Source organism: Luminiphilus sp. nBUS_07, from assembly GCF_051201685.1.
In the GTDB taxonomy this organism is placed as follows: domain Bacteria; phylum Pseudomonadota; class Gammaproteobacteria; order Pseudomonadales; family Halieaceae; genus Luminiphilus.
Map to the genome: position 1 here is coordinate 2,790,441 of NZ_CP179213.1, position 16,144 is coordinate 2,806,584.

14 protein-coding genes are annotated in these 16,144 nt (G+C 51.4%); 7 read left to right on the forward strand and 7 right to left on the reverse strand.

Annotated features, from left to right (window positions below; translation table 11 throughout):
* Nucleotides 1–16: 16 nt before the first annotated feature.
* The 3 genes from ACMAZB_RS12425 (at nt 17) to ACMAZB_RS12435 (ending at nt 2,466) form a co-directional block, all read left to right on the forward strand.
* Nucleotides 17–454, forward strand: a complete 438-nt coding sequence (locus tag ACMAZB_RS12425; RefSeq protein WP_435212284.1) for an OsmC family protein — start codon at nt 17–19, stop codon at nt 452–454.
* The gene (locus tag ACMAZB_RS12430) at nt 454–666 is read left to right on the forward strand and encodes a DUF2788 domain-containing protein (protein ID WP_435212286.1); all 213 of its coding nucleotides are present in this window, start codon (nt 454–456) and stop codon (nt 664–666) included. The genes ACMAZB_RS12425 and ACMAZB_RS12430 overlap by 1 nt, the downstream gene beginning before the upstream one ends.
* A gap of 360 nt (nt 667–1,026) precedes the next feature.
* Entirely contained in the window at nt 1,027–2,466 is a 1,440-nt protein-coding gene (locus ACMAZB_RS12435) for a Y-family DNA polymerase (RefSeq protein ID WP_435217600.1), read from the forward strand.
* Between the two features lie 228 nt (nt 2,467–2,694).
* On the opposite strand, the gene ACMAZB_RS12440 is transcribed toward ACMAZB_RS12435, so the two are convergent.
* A complete protein-coding gene (locus tag ACMAZB_RS12440; protein WP_435217602.1) occupies nt 2,695–3,225 on the reverse strand; it encodes a lipocalin family protein in 531 nt (176 codons plus the stop codon).
* 273 nt (nt 3,226–3,498) lie between these two features.
* Between ACMAZB_RS12440 and ACMAZB_RS12445 the strand changes: the two genes are divergently transcribed.
* Nucleotides 3,499–6,591 (forward strand): error-prone DNA polymerase, encoded by a 3,093-nt coding sequence (locus ACMAZB_RS12445; protein ID WP_435217604.1) that lies wholly within the window; start codon nt 3,499–3,501, stop codon nt 6,589–6,591.
* 374 nt (nt 6,592–6,965) lie between these two features.
* Nucleotides 6,966–8,297 carry an EAL domain-containing protein gene (locus ACMAZB_RS12450; RefSeq protein ID WP_435217606.1) on the forward strand — a complete coding sequence of 444 codons (1,332 nt, stop codon included), beginning with the start codon at nt 6,966–6,968 and terminating at the stop codon, nt 8,295–8,297.
* 40 nt (nt 8,298–8,337) lie between these two features.
* Here ACMAZB_RS12450 and ACMAZB_RS12455 read toward each other — a convergent pair whose 3' ends face one another.
* The 4 genes from ACMAZB_RS12455 to ACMAZB_RS12470 all read right to left on the reverse strand — a co-directional run bounded on the left by ACMAZB_RS12455 (nt 8,338) and on the right by ACMAZB_RS12470 (nt 11,938).
* Nucleotides 8,338–8,877 carry a cupin domain-containing protein gene (locus ACMAZB_RS12455; RefSeq protein ID WP_435217608.1) on the reverse strand — a complete coding sequence of 180 codons (540 nt, stop codon included), beginning with the start codon at nt 8,875–8,877 and terminating at the stop codon, nt 8,338–8,340.
* Nucleotides 8,846–9,091 (reverse strand): CPXCG motif-containing cysteine-rich protein, encoded by a 246-nt coding sequence (locus tag ACMAZB_RS12460; protein ID WP_435220086.1) that lies wholly within the window; start codon nt 9,089–9,091, stop codon nt 8,846–8,848. The genes ACMAZB_RS12455 and ACMAZB_RS12460 overlap by 32 nt, the downstream gene beginning before the upstream one ends.
* On the reverse strand, nt 9,054–10,598 hold the full coding sequence (locus tag ACMAZB_RS12465; protein WP_435217610.1) for a flavin-containing monooxygenase: 1,545 nt from the start codon (nt 10,596–10,598) through the stop codon (nt 9,054–9,056). The genes ACMAZB_RS12460 and ACMAZB_RS12465 overlap by 38 nt, the downstream gene beginning before the upstream one ends.
* 122 nt (nt 10,599–10,720) lie before the next feature.
* Nucleotides 10,721–11,938 (reverse strand): argininosuccinate synthase, encoded by a 1,218-nt coding sequence (locus ACMAZB_RS12470; RefSeq protein WP_435217612.1) that lies wholly within the window; start codon nt 11,936–11,938, stop codon nt 10,721–10,723.
* Between the two features lie 111 nt (nt 11,939–12,049).
* Between ACMAZB_RS12470 and pyrC the strand changes: the two genes are divergently transcribed.
* Nucleotides 12,050–13,090, forward strand: coding sequence for a dihydroorotase (gene pyrC / locus ACMAZB_RS12475; RefSeq protein ID WP_435217614.1), 1,041 nt, complete (start codon nt 12,050–12,052; stop codon nt 13,088–13,090).
* 20 nt (nt 13,091–13,110) lie between these two features.
* Complete coding sequence (gene rnt, locus ACMAZB_RS12480; RefSeq protein WP_435216029.1) at nt 13,111–13,737, forward strand: ribonuclease T; 627 nt, start codon at nt 13,111–13,113, stop codon at nt 13,735–13,737.
* Here rnt and ACMAZB_RS12485 read toward each other — a convergent pair.
* Together ACMAZB_RS12485 and ACMAZB_RS12490 are read right to left on the reverse strand one after the other, a co-directional pair.
* On the reverse strand, nt 13,676–15,430 hold the full coding sequence (locus ACMAZB_RS12485; RefSeq protein ID WP_435217616.1) for an N-acyl-D-amino-acid deacylase family protein: 1,755 nt from the start codon (nt 15,428–15,430) through the stop codon (nt 13,676–13,678). The two genes, rnt and ACMAZB_RS12485, sit on opposite strands and share 62 nt — an antisense overlap.
* 61 nt (nt 15,431–15,491) lie before the next feature.
* A complete protein-coding gene (locus ACMAZB_RS12490; RefSeq protein WP_435217618.1) occupies nt 15,492–16,091 on the reverse strand; it encodes an LON peptidase substrate-binding domain-containing protein in 600 nt (199 codons plus the stop codon).
* Between the last annotated feature and the right edge of the window lie 53 nt (nt 16,092–16,144).

Genomic DNA, 16,144 nt, shown 5'->3' on the forward strand with positions numbered 1-16,144 from the left:
CTACGGAGCCGACTTCATGGAACCTCTTCCGCACCATTACACGGCCATCGCCAGTGGTGACAAAGCCGATAGTCACATTACGGTAACCGCCTCGGGTCTGCCTGATCTCACCACTAATGCCCCTGCCGAATTTGGCGGCCCGGGCAATCAATGGAGTCCTGAATCACTATTAATGGCTGCCGTAGCAGACTGCTTTGTTTTGACGTTTCGTGCCATTGCTCAAGCATCCAAACTACAGTGGGATCAAATTCAATGTCAGGCGACTGGCACGCTTGATCGCATTGACCGCAAGCCACAATTTACGGAGATTCAGTTGCATGTCACCGTAACGCCACAAGGCGATATCAGCGCAGAACGCGTACAACGTCTTCTCGAAAAGGCTGAAGACGGCTGTTTAATCACCAACTCTCTAAGTGCGACTGTGTCCATGACCAGCGATATTCAGCAAGCCTAATGGCACTGGATACTTGGCTCAGTGAGTGGGGCGTTACCCTCGGTGTAACGGCACTCATGGCACTGATGGTTTTTATTGTTTGGGACCTGGCGCGCCGCAACAATGCCGGGCGTTACGGCACCTTTATTTTATTTATTGCACTTGCCATGGGCCTGCTAGGCTTTGCCATTAAAGGAGCTATCCAGTACTTAATGGAAGGCGGCGGCCTTTAAATCTAGCCCTAGTCTAAAGGCGCATTTACCTCATAGAAACCGGCACCATGGGCTGCTCCTCAAACAAGCGGAAAATTTTTCTTCTCTTCCAATTATTACAAACTGCGAGCGGCGCTATTTTAGACTTACAACAACACAACAAAATACACCATCTACACTCAAGGTTGCTCCACACAAGCTCGGTTTCGCTCAAGACCTATGCGAGCCAATAGCAATATGCGTAACACCTCGGATTACCATATACACAACTCATAACAGCCATTAAGGCTGCTAGGGCAATTAAGGCTTCGATAGAGAAAATTCTTTGGCGTCGTTCAAAAGGCTATTCAATACTGTATATATATACAGTATTATTGGGGTATGTCCCTCTGGCTCTACCTTCGTTTCCCCCAGCTTCCCCTTGAGTGTCAACCACTACAGCAGGACTACCCAGCCGTTGTCATAGAGCGACAGCGCGTAATCGCTGTCAACGACGAAGCGCAATTAACAGGCCTTAAACTAGGACAAAGTACTGCCACCGTTCGTGCCCTCGTCGATACATCTCATCTACAACTCCTTGAACGGGATCCAAGCCAAGAGTTGCGCGCCTTAGAACGCCTAGAGTGCTGGGCTTACAGCATTACGCCCACGCTGGAACGCTGGCAGGATGAGGGAATTCAACTTGAGGTCGGTCGATGTTTAAAGCTGTACGGCGGTCTGAAAAAGCTATTTGACAACATTCAAAATGACCTCGAGAAACGGGGTTTTACGGTCAAATCAGGCTTAGCGCCTAACCGTTCTGCCGCTTGGCTACTCAGTCATTGGGAGGAACGTTTTTTATATCCATCGGATCAGAGTCTACGAAAACGGCTTGATAAAATTCCTCTATATCTACTGCGAAAAGTTCAAGCAGGTCAATTCTTGAGTGCCATTACCAGCCTCGAAAAAGCGGGGATTCAAACACTGGGAGAGATACTCGAAATGCCTACAAGCGCACTGGGACGCCGCTGCGGCCAGGCATTTCAAAAATGGCTGGGAGATGTCACGGCGACTTCTGACACCGTTACTCAGGATTTTCATCCGCCCCATCAGTTTTATGATTCCTTATGGTTCGGCTTTGAAATTCGCAACCAGATCGAACTGCACCCCGCTATGCAGCAATTACTGCAAGCTTTGGCGCGCTTTTGCCGTGCGACTCAACATCGGGCAACCCATATCGAGTGGCAGATGTTGCGCATGCATGGCAGCACCGAACGCTTCGAAGTTCGCAGTAGTGAAGCTCATGCTGATCCCGAGCTCTGGTTTGAGCTATCACGCCTGAGCCTAGAACAGAGCTCACTGGGTGCTAGTATCGAGGGATTGGCCCTTAATGTTCACCACTTCCAAACCCAACATGCCACTGTTGCCGATTTATTTGGTGAAACCCATCATCGTGAACCCCTGCATAATCTGGTCGATCGCCTCAGATCACGGCTAGGACTACAAGCCATCAATCAGATCGCCCTACGCGAGGCACATTTACCCGAACACAGTCAGTATTTAAGTCAAGATACCGCACCGCTACAGCCGACCTTGCAGGGGCAGGCACAACGACCTTTTTGGCTATTTGATGAGCCCCACCCAATACGGATTAAAGACAATGTATTGCACTGGAACGGTGTACTAACAATCTTGCTAGGACCTGAGCGCCTTGAAGATAATTGGTGGCAAAAACCCGCCAGCCGAGACTACTACATTGCCCAAACTCAAGCAGGACAACCCATTTGGATTTTCGAAGATCGCTATAGCAAACAATGGTATGTACAGGGAATACTGCCATAGGCACTTCAAGCGCCATGCACAGTAACTTCAAAGTCTGTTCGCGCTAATTAGCTGCGACAACCAACACCGTGAGTAGGACTGAACGGTTTAAAGAGCTCATACCATAGCGAGGCGCCTCAAAGCCTCAGTCATCAACCCAACAAATTTTAGCGTTTGCTGCTGTCTTTGCCCCGCCTATCAGACGTCTTTCAATCGATAAAAATCAAGCTCAAGTTGTAGAGCATGCCTTTAGTGCAACCAGACCAAGTCATCCACGGCAAACCCCAGGGCCTGAGCGCGATCGGTAAATGACTGGCGAGTGTCATCGCTGATATCGGTGTCTCGAGCTAGTAGCCACAAGTAATCCGTGTTGTAACCCGCCACAAAGGCGTATCGATAATTAGGGTCTAACTCAAAGACAATGTAACTACCGTAGAACGGCCCAAAAAATGAAACTTTAAGATGCGCCGTGCCCTCATCGCCAACAAACTTAGCGTGACCCTCGGCAACTTTATACTCACCCGTTTCTGAGTCAGTGCCACTGTTGATAACGCGGACAGCACCATCGTCACGTAACGAGTACTCCGCCGTCACATCAACCAGACCTCGCTCAAAACTGTGATCGAGACGGGCAATTTCATGCCACGTGCCCAGATAGCGTGACTTATCAAAATCGGTCACCGGCTCGACACCCTCAGGCATACCGGTACACCCAGATAACGCCACCAAAATGAGCAAACTAAAACTCAGATATTTAAATATAATTCGGCTCAACGTCATGGCACTAACCTTATGAAATAGTTGTTTTCAGGGCCATGAAGAACCTCACCACAGCCATCGGTGTCCACTGTAACCGCTTCACCATTTGTGAAGGAAGGTGTGCCCACCCATATTGCTCAATCAATATTCTTTGATGAGGTTCCTGATGACATAAAACAGCCCTCCGACGTCAAAGAACGTTACCGCTATCAAACCGTTACACGCCTGTGTAATAAGCCATTAAATTCCAGCACCACACCATTATACTGTATAAATATACAGTATAATGATTGTATGCCTTACGCCGAACTTCACTGTCTTAGTAACTACAGCTTCCTACTCGGAGCCTCCCACCCCGAAGAATTAGTGGAACGTGCCGCCGCCTGCGGCTACTCCGCATTGGCCATTACCGACGAATGCTCCCTTGCCGGTGTTGTAAAGGCACATGTCGCTGCAAAACGCTGCGCTATAAAACTTATTATTGGTAGTGAATTTAATTTGGTTGAAGGTATTCGCCTTATTGCACTGGCGCCCAGCCGAGAGGCCTATGCCGAGCTGTCAGGCCTAATCAGTCGCTCTAGACGCCGCAGCCCCAAAGGCGAGTACACCACCCGACTGCGTGACATTATCTTTCACTTGAAACGCTGCCTTATTATCTGGCTACCCGGCGACTCTGAGCATGAAATGGGGTCCGGGCAACAACTGGCACGATTATGTCCCGGACGAATCTGGATTGGCAGTAGTCGCCTACTAGGCAATGATGAAATACGACGCTTTCGCCAGCGTTGGGACTTAGCACAAAAGTTAAACCTACCCTTGGTCGCCTGCGGTGATGTCCGGATGCACAGCGCATCACGAAAACGACTGCATGATGTACTAACCGCCCTACACCACAACACAACGGTTAGTAAGCTGGGGCTGCGGAGACTTGCTAACAGCCAACAGCACCTGCGCACTCTTGATAAATTACTCCCGCTCTACCCACCATCACTGATTGGCGAAACTTTACGCATCAGTCAACAGTGCCAATTCAGCCTTGATGAACTTCGCTATGAGTACCCAGAAGAAGTTATTCCAACCGGCCAAGATGCCAATACCTATTTACGAGAGCAGGTCGCTCTAGGTGCGGCGCAACGCTGGCCTAACGGTGTACCCAATAGCATTCAGAATCGCATACAACACGAATTAGTACTCATTTCTGAACTCGACTTCGAATACTACTTTCTAACTGTGTACGACCTTGTTCGATTTGCTAGGGAAAGGCATATCCTGTGCCAAGGTCGAGGCTCTGCTGCCAATTCTGTTGTTTGCTATTGCTTACACATTACCGAAGTCAATCCCGAGCAAGTTAACTTGCTATTCGAGCGTTTCATATCACGAGAACGCGATGAGCCTCCAGATATTGACGTGGATTTTGAACACGAACGTCGTGAAGAAATCATTCAATATATCTACCGAAAATACACGCGGAGACGCGCCGCTTTAGCTGCTACCGTTATCACTTATCGGTCCAGAAGTGCGGTTCGAGATGTCGGTAAAGCCCTAGGTCTCGACGCCATTTTAGTGGAAGATCTTGCTAAGTCACTGGCGTGGTGGAACCGAGAGGGCGAGCTTAGGCAGCGCTTCGAGCAGCAAGGCATGGGGATGCCCGGCAAACAGGCTCAGCTTTTCCTTGATCTGGTACAGGAGATACTCGGCTTTCCACGCCATCTCTCCCAGCACGTTGGCGGCTTTGTTATTAGCCGCGGTCCCATCTCCAATCTGGTTCCGGTAGAAAACGCTAGTATGGATGAACGAACGGTTATTCAATGGGACAAAGAAGATATTGAAGCCCTAGGATTACTAAAAGTCGATGTACTAGCTTTAGGTATGTTATCGGCTATCCGTAAAACTTTGGCGCTAGTAAACCGGGAAAACCCTCAAATTAAGCGTATTCAGGATATTCCCCGTGAAGACCAGGCAACTTATAAAATGCTTCAGTCCGCCGACTCCCTGGGTGTATTTCAGATTGAGTCTCGAGCACAGATGTCGATGCTGCCACGGCTTAAGCCCGCTTGTTTTTATGACCTTGTCATTGAGATTGCTATTGTCCGGCCAGGCCCGATACAAGGCGATATGGTGCACCCCTACCTACGTAGAAAGCATGGGCTCGAAGTGGTTACCTACCCCAATGAAGATATTAAGTCGGTACTCGAGCCGACATTAGGGGTCCCTATTTTTCAAGAGCAAGTGATTCGCCTCGCCATGGTTGCTGCGGGGTTTACCGGAGGGGAGGCAGACGCACTGCGCCGAGCAATCACCAACTGGGGTCGCAACAGCAAACTCTTAACTTTTGAAAAAAAACTCAAGGATGGTATGCGTGAGCGAGGCTACAGTGCCGAGTACTCCAATCGCTTGTTCGATCAAATTAAGGGCTTTGGCGGCTATGGTTTTCCGGAATCCCATTCAGCCAGTTTTGCCCTATTGGCCTACGTTTCTGCCTGGTTAAAGTGTCATTATCCAGCGGCTTTTTACGTGGGCCTACTCAATAGCCAGCCCATGGGGTTCTATACACCCTCACAACTTGTACAAGATGCCCAGCGCCATGGTGTCATCGTCTTACCTGCAGACGTCAATCACAGCGACTGGAACCATCAACTGCTCAGTCAGACCGATCAGGGGCAACCACCAATACGCTTGGGTTTACGGCTAATAAAAGGACTCAATAAACGCGCGGGACAACGGGTTGCCGATGCCCAGCGACAGATGCCATTTAAAAGCATGAGTGACCTTAGGCGTAGAGCACAGCTCGACAAAGGTGACATGGAGGTATTAGCCAGCGCTGACGCCTTAAAGAGTCTAAGTGGGCATCGCCACCAATCCCAGTGGCAAGTCATGGCACTGCAAACGCCCAGCCCCCTGCTACGCGATACGCCCTATGAGAACAGACCCGAAGGCTTAAGTGATCACATTGAGTTACCAATGCCCTCTGTTGCTGAAAACGTGATGGCGGACTACCAAAGCACCGGAGTCACACTACGTGACCACCCACTTGCGTTGCTACGTGGACACGCTCCATTTAATCAATGCCGAAAGTACAGCGAGCTTTCAGCACTGGGGAACAATCGCTTCGTTCGCATTGCCGGTATTGTTACTTGTCGCCAACGCCCCGGAACAGCTTCTGGCGTGGTGTTTCTGACCCTGGAAGATGAGACAGGCAACCACAACGTGGTTGTTTGGCCAAAAGTACAAGATCAGTTTAGACAGGCCCTGATGACCGCACAGCTACTACTTGTGAAAGGAACCCTCGAATGTCGTGATGGCGTGATGCATGTGATTGCCGGCGCTTTATTCGACCATAGCGATGCCTTGACTGAGCTGCAGGTTAAATCGCGCGACTTTCGCTGATACCACGTTTATATCAGCACCAAAGAATCATCATCTGAAGATCGTTACCGACGTCTTCGCACTTGAAACCAACCAATAATCATGGGGTTGCGCTGGCGAGCGGCAACTTAAAATCACTGCCATAGCCGCATCAGCAGTTCATATCACCAGCCGCTGATACGGCTGAATGGCAGCAGTTCTTTTCAGATAAAAGCAGGTACTATAGGCTGGCTAAGAAGGGTTAGGTCAAGCCATTGGCTACCTGTTGTCGCAACAGTGCAACTGTGTCGAGCGGTAACCGGCTACCAATGAAAAGTTGGTGTTTTGGGAGTGTGGCAGCGTGCTCGTAGTATCAAAATATATCACTAGCGGTCTATCTTAAGCCCATGGTGCTTATGGATAACATTGATGTATTGGTAATCGCCGAATCACAGGCACAAAGCACCCGCCTAAGCAGGATGGTGGGGCGAACATTATCTGGCCACTATCAACCCTGTGGCGAATCTGAGTTTCATCAGTATTTAGTCGCCAAACGATACGATGTCATCATTCTTGGCAATCCCAGTAAATTAAGCAGCGACGTGCTAGAGCTGATTCATAACCATCAGCCCAATACTAGCCTTGTCATGTTTGATGCTAATAGCGAAGTAAATGCGCAGTTATTAGACCAACAGGCTAGGCGCCTCAACGTGAACCTAGTTTCAGTGCTGCCGCTACCCTGCCCACCGGAGCGCTTAGAAGCCGTCGTAGAGCGATTGACTACCGCATCCCATGAGAACAGCGTTGACAGTGCTCCCATGTCTGCCGAGGAAGTCAGTTCGGCACTTGATGCTGGAAAGATACAAGCATGGTTTCAACCTAAAGTGCGGATCGCTGACGGTGCCGTAACCGGCTTTGAAGCGTTAGCGCGATGGGTTGAACCCGATGGCTCGATGTTACCGCCACGGGTATTTATACCCTCAGCAGAGGAATCTGAAGTCATTATCCCGCTGACGAGGAAGCTTATCTCTGACAGTATTATTGAGCTGAGCAGCTGGAAGCGCAGTAACCTCAATCTCAAGGTATCCGTGAATGCTACCGTTGAAGTATTGGATTCCGATAACTTTGTACCCTGGCTGCAAGACCTGCTTGAGCATCATAAATTAGCACCCAGTTCGATAATTATTGAAATTACAGAATCTCGAGTGGTGGGGTCGGCCAGCAAGGTAGTGGAAAATCTCACCCACTTAAGACAGCTAGGCTTAGGGGTCTCTCTTGATGACTTCGGCACGGGTTACTCATCACTTCTGCAGCTAAGTCGCATGCCCTGCACAGAACTTAAAATTGACCGATCCTTCGTATCAGGCGCATCGGGTAAAGAAGAGACTGCTGTTCTACTGGGCAATAGTGTCCGCATTGGGCACGGGCTGGGCTTAAACGTTGTTGCCGAGGGCGTGGAAACCCGTGCTGACTGGGAGGCGGTAGCCAGAGCCAAAGTTGACGAGGTACAGGGCTGGTTTGTGGGTAGGGCGCAACCTGCCGAGAGCGTTATTCCATGGATTGAAGACTGGAATAGCCGGCAACTACTCTTACAAACCGAACGGCCGAAGCCTGTGTTAAATAAAACCGTCGCGCAAAAGCTGCTTGGCCGGGATCAGTGGCTTTTTCATCGACCCAATGCCTTAAGCATCACACTGCTGTTTATTCTCATGGCGCTATCTGCACTACTAGCCAGGTTCGTTGATTAATTTGCAGCTGCGCAACGAAAGAAGCGCAGAAGCAGCAATATTAATCCAGCACTAACTCAGTGACCGGCCGACCCTTAATACCGGCGTAAACCACCAAAATCACGGCATCTTCAGTGCCTATACTGACGCCACCATGGGGCTGGTTTACAAGTTCGATAACACCATCCCCTGGATTGACCTCTAACGTTTTCCCCTGAGGTGTCCTCACCTCCAAGCGCCCCTGTAACAAAACACCAGCAGTGGCATAGGGGTGTATGTGCATAGGCAATGCAGCCCCAGCAGGTATGGTCACGCGAACCACCGATATTTCAGGATCGCCCAAACTGTAAGAAGGGAGTGGGTGGCCATTCCAAGATGTATCTGATTTGATCAGAACTTCTGTCGTGATGGATTCCATCCCAGCGAGGGTGTCATCGGCCGCTACTGCCGCAAAGCCCAGCAGACCCGCGATGAAAAACAGCCACTGGTTCAAGCTTTTCAGTGCCAACTGCAGCCTCCTCATCGCCCCCACCCCATCAGTGCCTAAAAGCCGCTGAGCTGCCTCGCGATCAACAGTCGAGCTCAGATTGAACTCTCGCATCGAGCGCCCCCTGCTCGTTTTCTGTCACCAGAAACTCTATGGGCCTGCAGCACACCTGGCAATCCTCAATATAATCTACCCCAACATCCTCGGGGTTAAGCAAAACAGAAATGCCCTCTCCACAGTAGGGACAAGAAATCGTCTGCTCCTGCAATGTCCAATTATTCATGCGACGGTCAGCTAGCCTTCTTGATTTCAACCGCGTCGTTGGCATCCACGCCGGTCGCTGATTCAAAGCTTAGCGCACCATCTTCAAGTGGCTCATCGCGGAACATTTGTCGGTCCTTGCGAAAGTTCTGTGGATTTACCCACGGACTCTGGTCACCTTGCTTTGGAAACAGGTGCATGACCCGCTGCATATAGCCCGCTGAAAAATCATCAATCCATAAGCGCTTAGGCATGGATTGTGCCAGTGCGGATGAAATGCGAGGAGTGAACTGGGAGTTGCCCGTCGCCTTCAAGTGATTCACCACGCGAGTTGTCCAGTGCGCTATCAGATCGGCCCGCAGCGTCCAAGAGGCGTTGATGTAACCAAAGGTCTGAATCATGTTCGGCACGTTGGAACACATCATGCCTTTGTAGGTCCACTCCTTAGAGAAGTCCACCGGTTCGCCATCTACCGAGAATTCAGCACCTCCCAGAACCAATAGATTCAGACCTGTCGCAGAGACGATGATATCGGCCTCTAGATGCTGGCCTGACTTAAGCAAGATACCCTTGGCATCAATCTGCGCAATGTGGTCGGTAACGACATCGGCTTTTCCCGCTTTAAGCACTTCAAATAGATCATCGTCAGGAACCAAACACAGCCGCTGGTCCCAAGGGTTATAGTCGGGTGTAAAGTGTTTTTCGACATCCAGAATATCGCCAACCTCTGATTTCACCTTCTTGAGTAAGCTACGCCGCAAAATACTTGGGGCCACTCGGGATAGGCCGTAAAAAAACTGCTGCCACACCGTGTTGCGCCAACGGGTCAAGGCGTAGGCCAGTTTTTCGGGCAGGTGCCTGCGTAGCCAGTTCGCCCCAGCATCAATAGAGGGGCGCGAAATGACGTAGGTGGGTGAGCGCTGCAGCATGGTCACATGCTCAGCGGTTGACGCCATGTTGGGCACTAGCGTCATAGCCGTCGCCCCCGAGCCAATCACCACGACTTTTTTATTACTGTAGTCGAGATCTTGAGGCCAAAACTGCGGATGCACCCAAGTACCGTCAAAACTTTCTTTGCCAGGAAACTCAGGCTGATACCCCGAGTCATAGCTGTAGTACCCCGCACACATCAGCAACACATTACAACGGTACTCCACCATGGCGCCTGCTGACTCGACGGACAAAACCCACTGGCCAAGCTCGCTATGCCAGTTCGCTGACTTAAGTTGATGCTGAAACCGAATATGCTCTCGAACACCGTATTCATCTGCAGTGGCATTCACGTACTCGCGGATGGAGGTCCCATCGGCAATCGCCTTTTCCGCTGACCACGGTTTAAAGTCATAACCCAAAGTGTGCATGTCGCTGTCGGAGCGAATGCCAGGGTATCGGAATATATCCCAGGTCCCACCAATAGCCTCTCTGCGCTCAATAATCGCAAAAGATGAATCCGGGCAATCACGCTGCAAACGCACTCCAGCGCCAATACCTGACAAACCAGCGCCCACTACGATGACATCGAAATACGCGGACTCTTCAGAAAATGCCTTGCTTGTCCCGACGGTGCTTTCCATACCTTTACCTCGATATTCTATGTTCGGGTTTACTCACCCGAGAATTAGACCATAGTGGCGCGTCTCTGTGGGGTCATCCAAGGACAGGAGCGGGTGATTTCCAGACACCCATCACCGCGGCGCTAGTGCTGTGATCGGCCTTTTTGCGCCGCAATACGCATTCGCAGTGCATTGAGCTTGATAAACCCCTCAGCGTCCTGTTGATTGTATGCGCCTGCATCGTCTTCGAAGGTGGCAATACTTTCATCAAATAATGAATCGTCAGATCGCCGACCCAAAACTGTCACGTTACCTTTGTACAAACGTAACCGAACGTCGCCATTCACCCAGCGCTGACTATCATCGATGGCTGACTGCAACATAAGCCGCTCTGGTGACCACCAGTAGCCGTTGTAAATAAGTTTAGCGTATCGAGGCATCAGTTCATCTTTAAGGTGCATTGCCTCGCGATCAAGCGTAATCGACTCCATCGCTCGGTGAGCGCGCAGCATGATGGTGCCCCCCGGGGTCTCATAGCAGCCCCTAGACTTCATCCCCACGTAACGGTTCTCAACGATATCTGCACGTCCAATGCCGTGGGCACCGCCGCGTTGATTTAATAAGGCAAGCACCTCCGCCGGGGTGTGGGTGACTCCGTCAATGGCCGTGATATCACCACGGCTAAAACTCAGGGTTATCTCCTCACCCTGATCAGGCGCCGACTCGGGACTGACGGTCCAGCGCCACATCGACTCTTCGGCGTCAGCCCACGGGTCCTCAAGCACCCCTCCCTCGTAGGAAATATGCAGGAGATTGGCATCCATAGAATAGGGCGATTTTTTTGAGGCCCCTGAAAAATCAACCGGTATCGCTCGCTGCTCGCAGTAGGCCATTAATGATTCTCGCGACCCCAGATCCCACTCCCGCCAAGGAGCGATAATCTGAATACCGGGCTTTAAAGCATAAGCGCCCAATTCGAATCGAATTTGGTCATTTCCCTTCCCCGTAGCACCGTGGGAAATAGCATCTGCACCGGTTTCATTGGCGATCTCAACCAGCCTTTTGGCAATAAGCGGTCTGGCTATAGACGTGCCAAGCAGATACTCGCCTTCATAAATGGTATTGGCGCGGAACATGGGGTAAACAAAATCTCGGACAAACTCTTCCCGCAAATCATCGATGAATATTTCCTTAATACCCAGTGCCTGCGCTTTTGCTCTGGCGGGTTCAACCTCTTCGCCTTGACCAATATCAGCGGTAAAGGTAACGACCTCGCAGTCGTAGGTCTCCTGCAACCAACGAACAATAACCGAGGTATCGAGACCGCCAGAGTAGGCAAGTACGACTTTATTGACAGACATGAACACACAACCTTTAAGACAATGAAGGGAAAGAAGCGACAAGTTTACGCCTAGAGTGTGAGCTTGCCCAGCACACCCCTGATAGACTTACGGCCAGGTACGGAGCTAGCCATGAAAAAACTTACTATCACTCAGCCAGACGACTGGCATGTTCACCTCAGAGACGGATCCGCCTTGGGAAGGACCGCCAATGATATTGCTCGATGGGCCCGTCGCGCAGTAGTTATGCCCAACCTCTCCCCCCCCGTGGTCGATGTTGCAGCCGCCGACGCTTACCGCGAGCGAATCATTAACGCGTTAACGCCAGAGAATCGACATTTTGATCCACTGATGACCCTCTACCTTACGGACAATACCTCGGCTGAAGAAATTGCTAGAATCGCTGCGTCATCAACGGTACACGCCATTAAACTCTATCCCGCGGGCGCCACAACAAACTCCGCCGCAGGTGTTAACGACCTATCCCGTCTATACCCGGTCTTTGAGGCCATGGAAAAGCATGATGTTCCGCTGCTGATTCACGGCGAGGTCACAGACTCAGATATTGATATTTTTGATCGTGAAAAAGTATTCATCGATCAGCACCTAGGCCCGCTGGTTGAGCACTTTCCAGGTTTGCGAGTTATCTTCGAGCACATTACCACCGAAGAAGCCGTTGCCTTTGTTGTGGCGGCACGAGACGGTGTCGCAGCCACTATTACTGCACACCACCTACTGTACAATCGAAACGACATGCTGGTGGGTGGAATTCGACCCCATTTCTTCTGTTTACCAATCCTTAAACGCGATCAACATCGAATGGCGCTTTGCCGAGCCGCAACCTCTGGCAACCCCCGTTTTTTTCTCGGCACAGATTCAGCACCCCATGTCCGTTCAGACAAAGAATCCAGCTGCGGCTGTGCCGGTTGCTACACCGGCCATGCGGCGATGGAGCTCTACGCCGAGGTCTTTGAAGCCGAGGGTGCACTGGACCAACTGGAGGGATTTGCGAGTCACTTTGGTGCTGATTTTTACAGATTACCTCGCAACGACGGGACAATTACGCTGGTACAGAAGGCCAATGCAGTACCGACACAGTTGTCCCTGGGCAAGGACGATGTAGTCATTCCTATTCGTGCCGGCGAAATGTTGCGCTGGGAGCTGGTAACGTGACAGCAAAGAGCGACTTCTCGATGCGAGATCGCTTCAGAGGCTTTCTACCCGTGATCGTGGATGTAGAGACTGGCGGTTTTAATGCTGCAACTGACGCTCTGCTGGAGGTCGCCGCCACACTGATTCACGTAGACGACCGAGGCGAAGTTGTCTTGGGTGACACCCTCAGCTTTAACGTAGAGCCCTTTGAAGGCGCCAACATGGAGCCGTCTGCGCTTGAATTTACAGGCATAGACCCCGAGAACCCCCTTCGCGCCGCGTTGCCAGAAGCTATCGCGCTAGGTGAGCTCTTCACCCGGATTCGCAAGGAGGTGCGGGACGCAGGATGCACCAGAGCCATATTGGTAGGACACAATGCGCACTTTGATGCTGGCTTCATTAACAGTGCCAGCCTTCGATGCGACCTTAAGCGCAACCCCTTTCATCCCTTCTCACATTTCGATACCGCAACCTTAGCGGGGCTCGCATTTGGGCACACGGTACTGGCACAAGCTTGCCGGCGAGCCGGCATCGATTTCAATAATAGCGAAGCCCACTCAGCCGCCTATGATGCGACGAAAACCGCCGAGCTTTTCTGCTGCATTGTTAATCAGTGGCAGCGACTCGGTGGCTGGCAGTGGCCGGCGATTCCTGAGGGCCACGAATAAGCGACCCCGGATACTGGTCGTGGAACTTACCATCGCTAAAGGTCAACACCCCTGACTTGATCGTCGCTTTATAGCCCTTGGCGTCCTGCAACAGGCGCATGCCGCCCGCGGGCAGGTCATGGGCGACCCAAGGCTGGTTCAACCCCAAAGCATCAAGATCAATGACATTGAGATCGGCCAGGTACCCCTCAGAAATTAGACCACGGTCATTGAGCCCGTAAAGCTGTGCCGTGCTAGCACACTGGCGTCGAATGGCCTGCTCAATGGGTATGCGACCTCTGTCTCGATCACGCACCCAGTGTTGCAATAAAAAAGTGGTCGCCGCGGCATCGCAAATCGTCCCACAATGTGCGCCGCCATCAGACAAAGAGTTAACGCAATCATCGGATGCGAGAATCGGCTCCAGAAAATCAAGATTGCCGTCAGCGTAATTGAGTAGCGGAAAATAGATAAAACCCTGCCCCTCATTGGCCATCATGGCGTCGTAGGCAAACGCCTCAGGTGACATGCCCGCCTCTTCCGCAAGCGCAGCAATTGAATCTTTGGCGGTGGGTTCGTAGTCGAAACCTTCAGTCATTGGGTACTGCATTTGGAAAGCAGCAATCATAAGCTCCAATAACAGTTTGAGATCTGTTTCGGGTAAATCGGGCTCCTCAGCCAACAACTGCTCTTTGAATTTTGAATCTTTGAGCTTCTCGAGCTGCTCAGGCCAAGTGAGATCCTTGATAGCCAACCAACTGGGTTTAAAGGAAAAGGGATGAAAAGTCGCCTGCCAACCCAGAATCAACCCGGTACCCCGTAACGCAATCTGCGCCACAAGATGTGCTCCCCGAGCATTCTCATCCCGCATTGAGGCGAGTTGGTGTTCGAGAGCCATAGCCTTTATGGGAGACTGCAATGCTGTGAAACTTACTGGCAAGCCTGTCTCTCGGCTCAGGTCACCCATCCACTCAAATTCATTCCACTCGGGCATCAGGTCGCTTGACAGCTCGAAGACGCCATAACCCACTCTACCCATCGCTCGCCCTATACCAACAAGCTCCTCTGGTGTCGCCGTCGTCCCAGGCACTAACTCGCCGTCGACTGATTTGTGCAACACCGTGCGTGAGGTCGAAAACCCCAGCGCTCCGGCTCGTAAACCTTCTTCAACGATGGCCGACATACGCGCGATGTCTGTTTCAGTAGGTGCTTCGTTGGCAGCTCCGCGATCACCCATTACGTAAGCTCGAACGGCACCATGGGGCACCTGAGTCGCTATATCTATACTTCTGGGAAGGGCCTCCAATGCGTCGAGATACTCAGGAAAAGACTCCCAGTTCCACTTCATACCCTCGGACAAGGCTGACCCCGGAATATCCTCAACGCCCTCCATCAAACCGATAAGCCAATCGTGCCGGTCCTTTGCTGCCGGGGCAAAACCCACTCCACAGTTACCCATCACCACGGTGGTAATGCCGTGCCAAGCCGACGGCGCCATTTCCTGATCCCAGGTGGCCTGACCATCGTAATGCGTATGAATATCGACAAAACCCGGAGTTACATAGCAGCCCGCCGCGTTGATCTCTTTGGCCGCAGCGCCCAAATCCTGTCCTACTGCCGCGATCAGGCCATCTTTGACAGCCACATCCGCTGTAAAGGGCGTGTCGCCAGACCCGTCTACGACGGTGCCACCTCTGATGATTAAATCGTACATAGCTACTGTCTCCGGTTTATCTCATGAGTAGAACTTAACAAATCCCGCGCAATCTCCAAAATCATCCTTCTTCACCTGAAATCTGGTTGAGTAATATATCTAGCTCTACGATCAACTCATTCAGTGTTGCCATACCGAGCAACTCATATTTAATGGACTCATCAAAAGGCAGCAGCTGTATCAGATTGAAGGCCACCTCCCAGGCGTTGTTGTAATCAATCGTTAAGTTCATTCGCTGGATATGCGGATGGGACTCCAAACCACGCAGAACGACCTCAAGAGAACGCCACTCGTCGGTCATGGGCGCTGGCTCTAAAGGCCCCTCCATACTGACTCGAGACCGAATCAAACCCGAGGGATCACGCCAAACCTCCGCAATATCGAACCGCTCCTCTCCTCGAATAGTAATTCCCAGCAGGCCGTTAGGCAGTTGATCAAAATCGGTAATTCGAGCGTGGGTGCCATAGTCTCCAACATCTGGGGTGGTTTGCGAGCCGCCACTGACCTCAGACCCCTGACGCAACCAGACAACGCCAAATCCGGTGCCCGTGCGCATGCAAGCTGCCACCATGTCCAAATATCGTTGCTCAAATATCTGAAGCGGCATGTAACCGTAGGGCACAAGGGCCGAAGATAAAGGGAAGAGCGGTATCTCAGTCATAATGGACTCTCAGGGCGGCTGGCGCTTTCCAAATGGTTCAATAACTCTAACGC

Bases quoted from the DNA above. Each gene is read 5' to 3' on its own strand.
- pyrC (WP_435217614.1), top strand. From the start codon at position 12,050: ATGAAAAAACTTACTATCACTCAGCCAGACGACTGGCATGTTCACCTC.
- ACMAZB_RS12440 (WP_435217602.1), bottom strand. From the start codon at position 3,225: ATGACGTTGAGCCGAATTATATTTAAATATCTGAGTTTTAGTTTGCTC.
- ACMAZB_RS12470 (WP_435217612.1), bottom strand. From the start codon at position 11,938: ATGTCTGTCAATAAAGTCGTACTTGCCTACTCTGGCGGTCTCGATACC.
- ACMAZB_RS12445 (WP_435217604.1), top strand. From the start codon at position 3,499: ATGCCTTACGCCGAACTTCACTGTCTTAGTAACTACAGCTTCCTACTC.
- ACMAZB_RS12460 (WP_435220086.1), bottom strand. From the start codon at position 9,091: ATGCCAACGACGCGGTTGAAATCAAGAAGGCTAGCTGACCGTCGCATG.
- rnt (WP_435216029.1), top strand. From the start codon at position 13,111: ATGCGAGATCGCTTCAGAGGCTTTCTACCCGTGATCGTGGATGTAGAG.
- ACMAZB_RS12490 (WP_435217618.1), bottom strand. From the start codon at position 16,091: ATGACTGAGATACCGCTCTTCCCTTTATCTTCGGCCCTTGTGCCCTAC.
- ACMAZB_RS12465 (WP_435217610.1), bottom strand. From the start codon at position 10,598: ATGGAAAGCACCGTCGGGACAAGCAAGGCATTTTCTGAAGAGTCCGCG.
- ACMAZB_RS12485 (WP_435217616.1), bottom strand. From the start codon at position 15,430: ATGTACGATTTAATCATCAGAGGTGGCACCGTCGTAGACGGGTCTGGC.
- ACMAZB_RS12435 (WP_435217600.1), top strand. From the start codon at position 1,027: ATGTCCCTCTGGCTCTACCTTCGTTTCCCCCAGCTTCCCCTTGAGTGT.
- ACMAZB_RS12425 (WP_435212284.1), top strand. From the start codon at position 17: ATGGAACCTCTTCCGCACCATTACACGGCCATCGCCAGTGGTGACAAA.
- ACMAZB_RS12450 (WP_435217606.1), top strand. From the start codon at position 6,966: ATGGATAACATTGATGTATTGGTAATCGCCGAATCACAGGCACAAAGC.
- ACMAZB_RS12455 (WP_435217608.1), bottom strand. From the start codon at position 8,877: ATGCGAGAGTTCAATCTGAGCTCGACTGTTGATCGCGAGGCAGCTCAG.
- ACMAZB_RS12430 (WP_435212286.1), top strand. From the start codon at position 454: ATGGCACTGGATACTTGGCTCAGTGAGTGGGGCGTTACCCTCGGTGTA.